Raw genomic sequence first — 12,339 nt, 5'->3', positions numbered from 1 at the left:
TCTGAAAATTATTGGTCCGCAGACATAAACACTTTGAAAGGTGCAGTCCTTTTCCAAATAAAATCCTTAATGGAAGAACTACAGTCCTTCGAAGGAGAATAATCTAATAGGAGGTAGCAATGGCAAAGGAAAGAACGCTCATCATCATCAAACCAGACGCATTTGAGAAGGGAGCCACTGGTAAAATAATTGACAGGTTTATTTCAGAAGGATTCAAAATTTTAGCCATGAAGCTTTTCAGATTTACCAAGGAACAGGCAGAAGGGTTTTACATAGTCCATAGGGAAAGGCCCTTCTACCAGGAACTTGTGGAGTTTATGTGCTCTGGCCCAGTGGTTGCCTGTGTTTTGGAAGGTGAGGATGCCATCAGAAGGGTAAGGGAGATCATAGGACCTACAGACAGCGAAGAAGCCAGAAGAATAGCCCCAAATTCCATAAGGGCCCTTTTTGGCACAGATAAAGGTAAAAACGCCATACACGCCTCTGACTCTCCAGAATCAGCTCAGTACGAAATAGGTTTCATCTTTTCACAACTGGAGATAGTGAGGGATGTTTGACTGGAAAAACTACAAGGATAAGCTTTGGACGATAAAGAAATATTTTGAAAACGAAGGACTCTTTGGTCCAGATGTAGAAGTTGAGTTATTATTGCCTGATCAAGAGGGTTTTGAACTGCAGAAAGAAATTCCTTACTTAAAAGTGCATTTTTACATAGATGAACAACATAACAGAACAAGGATAATAGAACTTTTTGAGTACTATCTAGAAAAGGACCTTACAGAGCTCATCAAGCTGGTTCAAGATATGATAGAAGAGTTTATTGCTGAGTCTGAGAGTGCTGAATATGGTGGGGGTTAAAAGTGCGCAGTATGACTGGAGTGGGAAAGGGGGTATTAGAAAATGACAATTGGAGAGCGGTGGTATTCGTCAAAACACTCAATTCAAAAGGACTTGAAATCTCAATAAAATCAAACATAAACCTTTACGAATTTGAACTTGATATAAGAAACCTTGTAAAGGACTACATCAAAAGGGGGACAGTCAGTCTGATAATCCAGTTGGAGCCTAAGTTGGAAAAAACTCCTTTAGATTTTCAGAATTTGGTGAGAACTTTTCAGAGTTTTAAATCTTTAGCCAAGGAACTAAACATAAATCTATCGGATGACATGGCCTTTTATGCATCCTTAAGATACGCTGAGAGGAAAGAGGAAGAGCTAATGGAGGATATGAAATCTCTAATATATAACTCAACCCTTCAGGCTATAGAGGAGTTGCTCAAAAGCAGAGAGGAAGAGGGTAAAAAACTCAAAGAAGATCTAAGGGGGAGAATAGAGGTTATAAGAGCGCACTTATCCCACATTTTGCAAAAAAAAGAAGAGATCTTAGAAAGGCTGAAGGAAAAGGTTTTAGAGAGGGCTAAGGAGCTAGGCCTTTCGGAATCAAACACTACGGTCCTGAACGAAATAGTGTTTTTGCTCTCAAAGATGGACATAGAAGAGGAATTAACTAGGTTTAGAGTTCATCTTGAGAGGTTTGAGAGTCTCTTAGAGTTGGAGGAAGAGGTAGGGAAAAGGATGGACTTTTTGCTGCAGGAAATGCACAGAGAGATAAACACGCTTGGGAACAAGATGCCAGAACTATCTAAGTGGACGGTGGACATAAAGGTTGAAATAGACAGACTAAAGCAGCAGGTAGCAAATGTGGAGTAAGTAGTATAATATTATTATATCAGCGGGCGTAGCTCAGAGGTGGAGCGGCTGCTTGCCATGCAGCAGGTCGCGGGTTCGAGTCCCGTCGCCCGCTTTTAGCGGCAACGTGGCCGAGCGGCTAGGCGAGGGACTGCAAATCCCTTTTACGGCGGTTCGAATCCGCCCGTTGCCTCAAACTCAAAAAATCAACATGGAAAGTTACATTGTAGCCTTTTTAGCCTCTCTTTTGGCAGGTTTTATAAACGCCATTGCGGGTGGTGGGACCCTTATAACTTTTCCAGCTTTGATTTGGGTTGGTGTGGAACCAGTTTCTGCAAACATCACCAACACGGTAGCCTTGTGGTTAGGTCCCTTAGCGGGAGCTTTCAGCTACAGACAAATCATAAAAGAAAACTTTCCAACGCTTGTTATTTTTTTGATACCTTCTACTCTTGGAGCGATCTTGGGGGCTTTTCTACTTATGAACACCCCTTCAGATACTTTTCGGAAAGCCATCCCCTTCCTTATAGGTTTTGCCACCCTTTTGCTTGCTTTAAGCGATTTCATATTGAGAATGCTGAAGAACTTGGGAGTGCGTAGTAGTTCTTTTATAGCTTCTATTCTGCAGTTTGTCACTGCTGTATATGGAAGCTACTTTGGCGCTGGTATAGGTATTATGATGACGGCTTCAATTTTGCTCTCTGGAGTAGCAAACATACAAGTAGCCATAGGACTAAAGAACTTTCTTGGTTTTTTGATAAATCTTTTAGGTGCGTTTATATTCCTCTTCAGTGGTAAAGTTATGTATGATTTTGTTTTGGTGATGATGGGTGGCTTTGTTGTAGGTGGGTACTTGGGAGCACTCACGGCCCAGAAGCTAAACAATAAAGTTGTAAAGCTGTTTATCATCTTCTGGGGTTTTTTCCTAAGTTTTGCCTTCTTTCTCAAAGAGTTTTATCCAATTCGCTAAAAGCTTCTTGTCTTTCTATGCACTTTATACATCTGCCACAGTGGAAAACTTTTCCTTTACGGACGACCGGATTTATGCAGGAAAAGGTAAGGTGAAAGGGAATCAAATCCTTAAATCTTTTTACTACTTCTGACTTTTTCATGCCAATTAGTGGCACATCTACAGTTAACGATACGTTTGCACCTATGGACATCAAAGCTTGAACCTCTTTTATGTAATTGAAGTTGTTATCAGGGAAGGGATAAAGCCCTAAGCTACCTATTCCTATATGGTAGGCGCTCTTTGATATTGCATAATTACCTACTGCGGTCAAAAGGGTGAGGTTTCTGAGGGGGATAAACAGCTGTTCCTCTGTCTTTATAAGCTTATACTTAGGTTGTGAAGCCTTTAGAACTATGGACCTTATGGGCATGAGCCTTGGATAGGTTTTCTTTGCATAGCTCCACAGGTAAGAAGCCTTTCTGTACTCAAACCTTTCCCAGAAGTTCCCAGTTATTACGTATGCTGGATATACTATCCAACCCTTTGAAAGATAAAGATAAAGCAGACAAGAGCTTTCTACACCTCCGCTGAAAAGAACAACCACTTTCTTCAAGGTTTCACCACTGCTAGATAAACAACCTTTAAAAAGCCTATCACAAGAGGCAGAGCAACCACGTAATTGAATACGTCATATTGTCTGTATGCCTTTTCCTTGTCTTTGCTTCTTGGGATCTTAAAGTTCACAAACCAGAAGTTTATCACCTCTAACGGAAGGAAGAGAAGGAAAACAATAGGCAGTTTGTAGTTAAGCCAGTTTATGTTAAACCTGTATTCTAGTATATGTAGCATGTAAAGTCCCATAAGAATGGCAAGCACAAATCCAAATATTTCTATATTTGTCATCCACCTATAAAAGTCTCTTATAACGCCCTTTTTGCATCCTGTGTCCTTAAAGTTTCCATAAAGCATGAACAGGCCCAAAGAAGAGGAAGCAGAAACCCAAAGGAAAACGCCTATTAGATGGAAGAACTTTGCGATCGTATATTCCATCTTGCCCACCTTTTTATGTGAGGATAGATCCTTTTGCCCACAAAAGGCACTTTCTTTATTCTAACTATATCTCTTTTTGAAGACCTAAGCATAAAAAACATGGCAAGCAAGAGCAGTGGGACAGTGGGAAGTAAGGGAAGAAAGAGCCCAATGAAGGCAAGGATAACGAAAAACCACCCAAAAGACCTATAAACCCACCTCATCCCTGCCTTTATAATATAAAGTCCTTTTGCAAAACTACAACGAACCAATCACCTTTTGACTGGGTGCTTTTTACCTTTACTGGATACTCTTTTATCATCTGCTTAAATTCTCCTAACTCAGCTTTTCCGTATATACCAGAAAACACTCCAATTTTGTTGAACAGATTAACTATACTGGGCATAGACTTTCTGAAAACCTGGATGTCCAAGTTTGCCACCAAAAAGTCAAAGCGGTGGTTTAGCTCTTCTGGGGTAGCCTGTAAGACTTTTAAATCAACTCCATTTGATCTTGCATTTTTCTTGCACTCTTCAACTGCTAATGGATCAATGTCTATGGCAAGCACCTCCGATGCTCCTAAAAGCTTTAATGCTATGGAAAGAATACAGGAACCACATCCCACGTCTACCGCACTCCAACCAGGCTGAAAGAATTTTTGTATGGACTTAAGGCAGAGCTGAGTGGTGGCATGAAGACCCGTCCCAAAAGCACTTCCTGGATTTATCAGTATGGACTTTATCCAAGGTGGAGTGATCAAAAAATCCCCAACCATTATAGGTCTGAAGCTCTCTTTTGGAGCCTTTGCCTTAACCTGGTATACTTCAATAGGTTCCATACCAAGTAGTGGCTCGTAGGTTGCAAACTGAACCTGTTCTCCTTCTTTAATTATTTCCACGCCCTTTTCATAGCTTAGCAAAAACTCATAAAAGTCTTCTTTCTCCATCTGGTAGATGTATTTTTTGTATATCATAGAACAGGCTTTGGGATTATTATAGCGCCATCGTCTCCTTTTAAAACTTCCGCTTTGCCTTCAAGAAACATTAAACCTGTAAGAAGACAGGCTACAGCATCCAACTCATCCTGAGTGTAGTCTCTATCCTCTAAATAAATCCCCATCTTTTTGTAAAGCCCAAGTATGGACTTCTTATCCTTTCTACCTATGCCCATGACGTCGTAAAAAGCTCCAGGGAACACTTCATAAACAAACTTTCCCTCACCCTCTAAGACCTTCTTAAGCTGAATAGCCCTTTTGGTTAAGATCCTCATGGGTCCCAAAGTTACAGGGAAGAACTTTATTCCTCTGCGCCTTAGCATTACATCGCATTCCCTAAGATGGGGACCGTTTCTGTCTTCTAAATCTTTCCTGCCCTTTGGAATAGACAAGGGTGCATCAATAAATATGTGGGAAAAGGCCCTTGAAAGCTCCAGCAACTCTTGGTCTTTATAAAGGATATTACATTTTACTTTATTGTTTATTAGGTAGGCTACGCCCGTAGCTCTTTTCTCAGACCCAGCCAGATCTACACCTAAAACTTTCATCTTTTACTTTCAAAGAATCTTTCAATCAGCGCCTGAGCTTCTTTAACAGGTTTGTACTCCCACTTAACTCTGTGATTGAATCGCACGTCATCCAAAAGATTGTAAAGGCTCATAACTGCTCCAGTTTTTTCGCTTTGTGCTAAAAACACCACCCTATCTATACGTGCTAAAATCAGCGCATAGGCACACATGGGACATGGTTCCAAAGAAACGTACATGGTGCAACCATAAAGGTATTTTGTTTTTAGCTTTTTGAGAGCCTTCTTTATAGCTAACATTTCCGCATGGGCTGTAGGATCCTTTAGCTTTTCAACTTTGTTGTAAGCTCCGGATACAAGCTTGTTATCCTTTACAATAATTGCACCTACCGGCACATCTCCAACCTTGAAGGCTTTTTTTGCCTCTTCTAAGCAAGCCCTCAACCACCTATCTTCCATAAAGTTTATTCTAATTCTACTCACTAAAGCCAAGCTCTTTTATGTTTTGGCTCATCATCTTTTCGGCTTTGTCCAATAATTCTCAGAGGGCTATTTCCCCTCTAATTATAACCCCAAGCTTGATTAGCTTTACGAAATATCCCCACAGCGGATACAGCTTAGTTGTCAGGAAGTCATAAAGGTGGCGATTATAATATAGTAGAGGGGGATTGATGGAAAAGTTAGAGATTAGGATTTGGCTTGCAATGGGAGGGTTGCTTCACGACATAGGAAAGCTCATAGATAGGGCTGGAGAAGAAAGGGTTGAAGAAGAAGAAAAGAAAAAGTTCAAATATGCACATGCGGTGTATTCTTATAAGTTTTTAGAGGAGCTTTTGGAAAGGAAGGGAGTAAGCCAAGAGGTAAAAGAGCTTATCCTTTCTGGTGCTTACCATCACAATCCAGAGCGCAATAACCTATACCACTTAGCCCAACAAATTGCAGACCACTGTGCCAGCAGTGAAAGGAGTAGAAGAGAAGAACAAAGCGTGGATCAAACTGCCCAAAGAAGAGAGGAAAAAAGACTAAAGAGTATTTTCGGCTTGGTAGATTTAGAATGTGCCAAAACTTACTTAGATGGAGAAAAGCACGAATACGAGTTGGAGCCTTTGAAGTTGGAAAAAGAGGTTATGTTTCCAAAGGATGCCAGTCAAATTGGGACCTATGGAGTGCAAAAATATCAAAACTTACTCCAAGCTCTGAAAACACACCTAAGCAACCTTGACTTTAAGGACCCACAAAAGACACTTACAAAGCTCTATTATTTACTTTACAAATACCTTTGGTGTGTGCCCGCATCCACCTACGACAAAGAGAGGGGAACCAATCACTTTGCGGATATATCCCTCTTTGACCACCTGAGGGTAGCCAGCGCCTTGGTAAGTAGCCTTTGGACCGATTACAACAAAGAGAGACTTAACGGTGGGCTAAATGCGGTGGAGTTTTTGCTCGTGGAGGGGGATATAACAGGCATTCAAAGGTTTTTATACCAGCTTTCTAACATAAATGGAGTTGGGAAAAGGCTCAGAGGAAGAAGTTTCTTTCTTTCCGTTCTTCCTACAATCCTTGGCAGGTTCTTTTTGAAGAAGCTTGAATATCCTATGGTAAATCTCCTTTATGCGGGCGGTGGAAAGTTCCAGCTTATAATCGGCTACGAAGAGGGTATAGAGGAAAAACTTGAAGAGCTCCAAAAGAAAGTGGATGAGGTTTTGGTCAGAGAGTTTGGAGGACACTTGGGGGTTGTCTTGGGCTGGCTAAGGTTAAAGGGAAGGGAGTTAGGAGTGGGCATACTGGGAGAGAAAATACAGGAGCTTTACGAGGAGGTAGGACGCAAGAAATTCCAAAAGTTCTCCACCATACTGGAAAACTTTGACCGATTGGCTAATCCCTTTGGACCCGATAACTACGAAGTGTGCCCCTCTTGTCAAACCAACCTAAAGCCAGAGAGCAAAGAATTTTGTAATTGGTGCGAGATTTTCCAAGAAGTGGGAGGGAAAATTCCAAGGGCGGAGTATTTGGTCTTTTCCCCCGAGGTGGGAGACATCTACCTTGAGGGCATAGGGGGTGTTAGCGTTTATTCTAAAAATCAAGTCGCTTACACTCTACCAGAGGATACCTTGTTATTGCTAAACTCCACAGACTTTGAGGGCAAGGCGGACGGCTTTTTCTTTTTGGCAAACACAGTTCCTTTGGAAGAAGACGGCAGGGTTAAGGACTTTAACGAGCTTGTGGAAGAAGAGGAAGAAGGCTACAAACTGTTGGCTTTTGTCAAGATGGACGTGGATAACTTGGGGCTCATATTCTCCCAGGGCTTAAAAGAGGACTATTCCCTCTCACGGGTGGCAACCCTTAGCAGGAGCTTGGATCTTTTCTTTTCTGGATACATAAACACCTTGTTGAATAAAGAAGAATTTCAAAACAAGGTTTATGTGGTCTATTCAGGAGGGGACGATTTATTTTTGTGCGCACCTTGGGAAACTGCATTGGAAGTAGCAAAAGAACTTGAACAAGACTTTAGCGCCTACACCTGCTATAATCCGTGCTTTACCCTTTCTGCGGGCGTATTTTTCCAAAGACCTAACTATCCCATAAGGTTTGGTGCAGACGGAGCAGAAGAAGAAAAAGAATACGCCAAATTTCAAAAGAACCGCATAAGCCTTTGGAAACAACCCTTAGAGTGGAAAGAATTCTCAAAAGCCTTAGAAGAACTGGAAGGATTTATGAAAAACTTTGACGCCAAAAACCACAGAACACTCCTTTACAGGATCTATACCCTCTTGAAAGCACACAAAAGGAACGACGGAATAAGCATGAGGTTTTATCCCATATTCTACTATCAGCTTTACAGAAACGTAAAAGAAGAAAAAGAACAAAAGGCGCTTGAAAGTCTAATACTTGACCCAAGCAACAACTACAACATAAAAGACTATGCAGAGCTTATCTTAAAGCTTGTTTTGATGAAAACAAGAGGAGTGTCAGAAAAGGCAAAAAATGGCTATTATATAAATAGCATAGGAGGGTGAAGATGAATAGGGATCATCAAGGAAGACAAAACAAGCCTTTGGAAAATCTCAAGCAAGAGCTTAGCAAAATAGAAATAAGTCAATTAACTGAAAAGGAAATTTTCCATCCAGAAGGCTATGCCAAAAGGGTGGTGGAAAAAATAGATATTACAGCGGTGCAATTGAGGAAGGTCTTTCAAGAGTTTAAAGCTATAGTGGATGGTTTAGAAAATGGCGACAAAATAGAAAAAGCTAAGGCAAAGTTATACAAGCTTTATGCTATTTTGGAGTATCAGGCAAAAAGGGGGGTGTTGGACGAAAATTTCAAAGAGATTATGTTCATGCTTTTTGATAAGGTAGAAAAGAGTGGGAGCAAGGAGGCTTTTGAGAAGGTTTACGATCTTTTGATGGCTATGGTAGCTTATTCTAAGAAATCCTAAGGAGGTGGGGTGTAATGTTTTCTTACAAAGGCACTGTAATAATTAAGTATAAGCTGAAGGCGATTACGGGTATAAGAGTGGGAGGTTCCAAGGAAAACTTTGAAATAGGTGGATTGGACAACCCAGTTATAAAGACCTTGGGTGTGATAGAAAACTACGACGGCAAAAATAACTTACCCGAGGGTGCTCCCTACATACCTGGCTCTTCTTTGAAGGGTAAGATGAGGTCTCTTTTGGAGTGGGCTAAGGGGAGAGTGGATAGGATGATTAAGGAAGCTACAAATAATGTTAAGAATGGGAATGAAAGAGCTGAAGATAATGCTAAGAATGAAAAAATTGTTGAAAAGGCAGGAAGGGCTTGCGTTTGTGGAGAGTGTGAGATTTGCAAAGTCTTTGGCACAGGTGATGCAAAGACTTTAGATATTTTGCCATTGGAAAAGCTTCCCGGACCTCCAAGGCTTAGAGTTTTTGATGCTTATCCTACCTGGGAGAGTCTTGAACAAATTCAAAGATACTTAGGTGAAAGAGTATTCACAGAGGTAAAAACAGAAAACGCCATAAACAGGCTCACCTCCAAAGCAAACCCGAGGAAGGTGGAAAGGGTGCCCGCAGGTATGGTCTTTTTTGGGGAGATGGTTTTTCATCTGTTTGCAAAGCAAGACCCTGAGCTTTTGAGAGTGGTCTTTGAGGGTATGAGGCTTTTGGAGGATGACTACCTTGGGGGATATGGCTCAAGGGGTTCTGGAAAGGTAAGGTTTGAAAACATAGAGGTAATCCTCAGACCAAAGAAGTACTACTTTGGAGAAGAGGAAGAAAAACCACTAACTCAAAATTCCACCCTGCAGGAAATACTTAAAGATTACCAAAAAATAAAGCAAAAACTGGATGCTCTTTTCAATGCTTAAGGCTTTTGTCTTTAAACCTCTTGGTGCTTTTAGGAGTGTGCCCACCACCAATACCATCTTTGGTGCCATATGTTGGGGTATTCGTTGGTTTGAATCGGAACAAAAACTTCTGGAAACCTTAGATAGATTTAAAAAAGGAGATCCACCCTTTACACTTTCCGCACCCTTGCTTTGGAAAGAGGGAACTTGGATCTTTCCAAGACCCATTCACTTTACACCCATCAACCCAAAAAACGTGGAGGAATACAAGCAATACAAAAAGTTCAAGGGAATAAAATGGGTAAGCTGGGAAGTGTTCAAGAAGGTTTTGGAAAAAGAGCCAAATGGGATGTTTGAAGGGGAAAGACCGCAGATAAAGCAGGAAGTTATACCTCACGCTTCCATAAACCGTCTTACCATGACCACCACAGGAGGAGAGCTTTACAACGAGCCCACCTATTGGCTGCCTTCCTTTGGTGTAATTATAAAGTTTTTTGACGAAAGCTTTGAGCCATTAGTCAAAGCTTGCCTTCAGCTTTCTCAGCTTGGTGGTAACAAAACTACGGGGATGGGAAGGTATAGGCTTGAGGAGACAAAACCACCAGAGGGAATAGAGGAGTTTATTTCTAACAAAACCTCAAGGGCTTTTTTGATTTCTGAGTGCTTTTACGACAAAGACTTTGAGCTGAGGGAGAGCTACTATGACCTGAAAATTCAAAGATCAGCGGTGGAAAGCGGTTTAACAAGAAGAGTTTGGAAAGATACCATCTGCTACCTAACAGCGGGCTCGCAGGTTATAGTAAAAAATCAAAAGGATTGGTATGGGGGTATAAAGGAAGTGCTAAAGGAAGGTAGCATTTCCGTTTATCAATATGGCTTAGGCTTTCCACTCTTTACGAGGTGGTAAAGATGAAGGTAAAAGTTAGAACCCTCTCTCCCATTCACATAGGCAACGGGGAGAAGATCTCAGGGCTTGAGTTTTTGGTGGATGGAGGAAGGCTTAAGGTCTTTAGGTTTGACCGTATTCTTTCAGCCATTGAAAGTATCCCAAACCAACAGCGTAGGATCAATGCCTATCTTTGGTTTAAAAACCAAGGGGATCTTAGACTTTCCACCTTTTTGAAAAATTTCAATCTTAATTTAGAGCCAGACTACGAGCTTGAGATTAACGGAAATCTCAATCACTTTCAGGTGGAGGAGTTTATAAAAACCTTGGGAGGTCCTTATGTCCCCGGTAGCGAGCTAAAGGGCTCCATAAGACATCTAATAGCTTGCGCTTGGTTTATGGATAATCCGGATTACGTAAAACTCAAGGTGGAGAAACTTTTGGAAGAAAAAAAGGCGAAAAATTATAAAGAGATAAACAATGCGGAGAAAGAATTAGAAAGGCTTGTTTTTTATCCGAAAGAAGAAGAAGAAAAAAAAGAAGAAAAAGAAAAAAAAGAAGAAAAAGAAAAAAACGCTCAGTTTGACCTGATGAAAACAGTCTCCATTCCAGACAGTCAGCCCTTGCCCTATGAGTATTTGAGGGTAGAAGTTCCCAGGTTGGAAGGCTCCAAAAAAAGCCTATTCCCTTGCGAAGCTCTAAAAGAGAACATAGAGTTTGAAATGGAAATAAATCTCAACAAAAACGCATACAATGGATTAAAAAAACAAGAAAAGCTACCAAAAATTGGACAACATTTCGCAGACGAAAATACTTTTTGGAACTTTTTGAGAGAATGCTCACAAAAATTCTACTCAAAACTCTTGGACGAGGAGGTTAATTTTTTTAAAAATCGCCAACCAAACACTGCAAAGCACTTAGAAAGCCTGAAAGGGTATCTTAATGGCAATAGGGTTTTGCTAAGGTTAGGAAAGCACGAGGGAATTTTGAGCACAACTCTTTTATTGATTGTGAAGGAAAAAGACAGAGATCTGTTTGATAGATTTTTCAGAGAAACTCAGCCAAACGCAAGACCACAGACCAACAAAACCAGGAGGATCAACCAACAAGGTCTGACCTTTGGATGGCTCCTCTTAGAGAGGCTTTGACCACTCCCATTCCCATTGTGGTTTTTATGCCCACACCCGCAAAGTTGGCAAAAAGAGCCAGAACGGAAACCTTTTTTGCTAATTCTTGATCCTTTACAAGAAATCCCACCCTTCCCACAAATCCTATCCTTTTTAGCTTGTGGTCTATGATAAACTCTTGGGTGGAGCCCTCAAACTCATAAACCATCAAACCCTTTAGGACCTCCCTCTCTGTAAGCTCCAAAGGAAACTCCGAAAAGGCATTCCACCGACTCAAAAGATTAGAAAAAACGAGATAGGGCTCGGGGAATGGATAATCAAACTTGAACCTGTTAAAGGCGGTGGGACTAACAAATTCCATCTGTAGCCTTCTGTGGGGCGGTGTTTCCAAAAGCTCCCGATAGCTAAAAGCTTTCTTTTCTTTTAAGCCTTTTTCCTTTGTGGGACTAAGGGGAATACCCCTTATGTGTAAGCCCTCTTTGGGAAAGTAGTAGCCGTGAATGAAAGCAGGATAAAGACCGTCCTCCAAAAGGGCAAGCTCAAGCCTGAGAGTAGAATCTTTGACGGAGAAACCCTTTATGCCAAAGGGCTTTTTAGCTTCTTTGTGCAGTCTTTGTGCTATGCTTTCCTCAAAAAGGTTAAAAAACAGCCCATGAACGTCCGCAGGATACAAAACCTCTGGAGTTTCCTTTAACCTAAAGCTGAGTTCAACCAAAACAGGCATAGAGATAGTATATCCAGTATACAGTAAAAAGCCTTTCTTGAAAAAATCTTCTAACGGCTTGTCTTTATCCCACACAGTGGGCTGGGAACT

At 41.1% G+C, this 12,339-nt stretch carries 16 protein-coding genes and 2 tRNA genes; 11 read left to right on the top strand and 7 right to left on the bottom strand.

Features of this window, described 5'->3' with window-relative positions; translation table 11 throughout:
• The first annotated feature begins 119 nt into the window (after window positions 1-119).
• From ndk to V7P40_RS05830, 6 genes are all read left to right on the top strand, one after another.
• Window positions 120-557, top strand: a complete 438-nt coding sequence (ndk, locus tag V7P40_RS05855; RefSeq protein WP_333785043.1) for a nucleoside-diphosphate kinase — start codon at window positions 120-122, stop codon at window positions 555-557.
• Window positions 550-858 carry a dephospho-CoA kinase gene (locus tag V7P40_RS05850; protein ID WP_333785042.1) on the top strand — a complete coding sequence of 103 codons (309 nt, stop codon included), beginning with the start codon at window positions 550-552 and terminating at the stop codon, window positions 856-858. The genes ndk and V7P40_RS05850 overlap by 8 nt, the downstream gene beginning before the upstream one ends.
• 11 nt (window positions 859-869) lie before the next feature.
• Entirely contained in the window at window positions 870-1,709 is an 840-nt protein-coding gene (locus V7P40_RS05845; protein ID WP_333785041.1) for a DUF1732 domain-containing protein, read from the top strand.
• A 22-nt stretch (window positions 1,710-1,731) separates the two neighbouring features.
• A tRNA-Gly gene (locus V7P40_RS05840) sits at window positions 1,732-1,803 on the top strand.
• A 6-nt stretch (window positions 1,804-1,809) separates the two neighbouring features.
• Window positions 1,810-1,881, top strand: a tRNA-Cys gene (locus tag V7P40_RS05835).
• Between the two features lie 18 nt (window positions 1,882-1,899).
• Window positions 1,900-2,658, top strand: coding sequence for a sulfite exporter TauE/SafE family protein (locus V7P40_RS05830; RefSeq protein WP_333785040.1), 759 nt, complete (start codon window positions 1,900-1,902; stop codon window positions 2,656-2,658).
• Here the strand turns inward: V7P40_RS05830 and V7P40_RS05825 are convergent.
• Genes V7P40_RS05825 through V7P40_RS05800 form a run of 6 tightly spaced genes read right to left on the bottom strand, consistent with a single transcriptional unit; the run spans window position 2,633 to window position 5,648 of the window.
• A complete protein-coding gene (locus tag V7P40_RS05825) occupies window positions 2,633-3,244 on the bottom strand; it encodes a 7-cyano-7-deazaguanine synthase (protein WP_333785092.1) in 612 nt (203 codons plus the stop codon). The genes V7P40_RS05830 and V7P40_RS05825 overlap by 26 nt on opposite strands.
• 5 nt (window positions 3,245-3,249) lie before the next feature.
• The gene (locus V7P40_RS05820) at window positions 3,250-3,690 is read right to left on the bottom strand and encodes a hypothetical protein (RefSeq protein ID WP_333785039.1); all 441 of its coding nucleotides are present in this window, start codon (window positions 3,688-3,690) and stop codon (window positions 3,250-3,252) included.
• Window positions 3,657-3,893, bottom strand: a complete 237-nt coding sequence (locus tag V7P40_RS07660; protein WP_345786306.1) for a DUF454 family protein — start codon at window positions 3,891-3,893, stop codon at window positions 3,657-3,659. The genes V7P40_RS05820 and V7P40_RS07660 overlap by 34 nt, the downstream gene beginning before the upstream one ends.
• A gap of 8 nt (window positions 3,894-3,901) precedes the next feature.
• Window positions 3,902-4,642 carry a 50S ribosomal protein L11 methyltransferase gene (locus V7P40_RS05810; RefSeq protein ID WP_333785037.1) on the bottom strand — a complete coding sequence of 247 codons (741 nt, stop codon included), beginning with the start codon at window positions 4,640-4,642 and terminating at the stop codon, window positions 3,902-3,904.
• A complete protein-coding gene (locus V7P40_RS05805) occupies window positions 4,639-5,211 on the bottom strand; it encodes a DUF429 domain-containing protein (protein WP_333785036.1) in 573 nt (190 codons plus the stop codon). Before V7P40_RS05805 ends, V7P40_RS05810 begins: the two co-directional genes overlap by 4 nt.
• The gene (locus tag V7P40_RS05800) at window positions 5,208-5,648 is read right to left on the bottom strand and encodes a nucleoside deaminase (protein ID WP_333785035.1); all 441 of its coding nucleotides are present in this window, start codon (window positions 5,646-5,648) and stop codon (window positions 5,208-5,210) included. Before V7P40_RS05800 ends, V7P40_RS05805 begins: the two co-directional genes overlap by 4 nt.
• Window positions 5,649-5,860: 212 nt before the next feature.
• Here V7P40_RS05800 and cas10 point away from each other — a divergent pair, with 212 nt between their 5' ends.
• Genes cas10 through csm5 form a run of 5 tightly spaced genes read left to right on the top strand, consistent with a single transcriptional unit; the run spans window position 5,861 to window position 11,546 of the window.
• Entirely contained in the window at window positions 5,861-8,209 is a 2,349-nt protein-coding gene (cas10, locus tag V7P40_RS05795) for a type III-A CRISPR-associated protein Cas10/Csm1 (protein ID WP_333785034.1), read from the top strand.
• A gap of 2 nt (window positions 8,210-8,211) precedes the next feature.
• Complete coding sequence (csm2, locus tag V7P40_RS05790) at window positions 8,212-8,628, top strand: type III-A CRISPR-associated protein Csm2 (RefSeq protein ID WP_333785033.1); 417 nt, start codon at window positions 8,212-8,214, stop codon at window positions 8,626-8,628.
• Window positions 8,629-8,642: 14 nt separating this feature from the next.
• Window positions 8,643-9,533 (top strand): type III-A CRISPR-associated RAMP protein Csm3, encoded by an 891-nt coding sequence (gene csm3 / locus V7P40_RS05785; protein WP_333785032.1) that lies wholly within the window; start codon window positions 8,643-8,645, stop codon window positions 9,531-9,533.
• Window positions 9,526-10,419: a hypothetical protein gene (locus V7P40_RS05780; RefSeq protein ID WP_333785031.1), complete on the top strand. Its 894-nt coding sequence runs from the start codon at window positions 9,526-9,528 to the stop codon at window positions 10,417-10,419. Before csm3 ends, V7P40_RS05780 begins: the two co-directional genes overlap by 8 nt.
• Window positions 10,420-10,421: 2 nt before the next feature.
• The gene (csm5, locus tag V7P40_RS05775) at window positions 10,422-11,546 is read left to right on the top strand and encodes a type III-A CRISPR-associated RAMP protein Csm5 (protein ID WP_333785030.1); all 1,125 of its coding nucleotides are present in this window, start codon (window positions 10,422-10,424) and stop codon (window positions 11,544-11,546) included.
• Here the strand turns inward: csm5 and cas6 are convergent.
• The coding region (gene cas6 / locus V7P40_RS05770) for a CRISPR system precrRNA processing endoribonuclease RAMP protein Cas6 (RefSeq protein ID WP_333785029.1) at window positions 11,497-12,339 on the bottom strand (843 nt) is incomplete at its 5' end. The genes csm5 and cas6 overlap by 50 nt on opposite strands.

It is taken from the genome of Thermocrinis sp. (assembly GCF_036781485.1).
GTDB lineage: Bacteria > Aquificota > Aquificia > Aquificales > Aquificaceae > Thermocrinis.
This window is presented reverse-complemented; position numbering and strand designations above follow the sequence as displayed.

Bases quoted from the DNA above. Each gene is read 5' to 3' on its own strand.
- ndk (WP_333785043.1), top strand. From the start codon at position 120: ATGGCAAAGGAAAGAACGCTCATCATCATCAAACCAGACGCATTTGAG.
- V7P40_RS05850 (WP_333785042.1), top strand. From the start codon at position 550: ATGTTTGACTGGAAAAACTACAAGGATAAGCTTTGGACGATAAAGAAA.
- V7P40_RS05845 (WP_333785041.1), top strand. From the start codon at position 870: ATGACTGGAGTGGGAAAGGGGGTATTAGAAAATGACAATTGGAGAGCG.
- V7P40_RS05830 (WP_333785040.1), top strand. From the start codon at position 1,900: ATGGAAAGTTACATTGTAGCCTTTTTAGCCTCTCTTTTGGCAGGTTTT.
- V7P40_RS05820 (WP_333785039.1), bottom strand. From the start codon at position 3,690: ATGGAATATACGATCGCAAAGTTCTTCCATCTAATAGGCGTTTTCCTT.
- V7P40_RS07660 (WP_345786306.1), bottom strand. From the start codon at position 3,893: ATGAGGTGGGTTTATAGGTCTTTTGGGTGGTTTTTCGTTATCCTTGCC.
- V7P40_RS05810 (WP_333785037.1), bottom strand. From the start codon at position 4,642: ATGATATACAAAAAATACATCTACCAGATGGAGAAAGAAGACTTTTAT.
- V7P40_RS05805 (WP_333785036.1), bottom strand. From the start codon at position 5,211: ATGAAAGTTTTAGGTGTAGATCTGGCTGGGTCTGAGAAAAGAGCTACG.
- V7P40_RS05800 (WP_333785035.1), bottom strand. From the start codon at position 5,648: ATGGAAGATAGGTGGTTGAGGGCTTGCTTAGAAGAGGCAAAAAAAGCC.
- cas10 (WP_333785034.1), top strand. From the start codon at position 5,861: ATGGAAAAGTTAGAGATTAGGATTTGGCTTGCAATGGGAGGGTTGCTT.
- csm2 (WP_333785033.1), top strand. From the start codon at position 8,212: ATGAATAGGGATCATCAAGGAAGACAAAACAAGCCTTTGGAAAATCTC.
- csm3 (WP_333785032.1), top strand. From the start codon at position 8,643: ATGTTTTCTTACAAAGGCACTGTAATAATTAAGTATAAGCTGAAGGCG.
- V7P40_RS05780 (WP_333785031.1), top strand. From the start codon at position 9,526: ATGCTTAAGGCTTTTGTCTTTAAACCTCTTGGTGCTTTTAGGAGTGTG.
- csm5 (WP_333785030.1), top strand. From the start codon at position 10,422: ATGAAGGTAAAAGTTAGAACCCTCTCTCCCATTCACATAGGCAACGGG.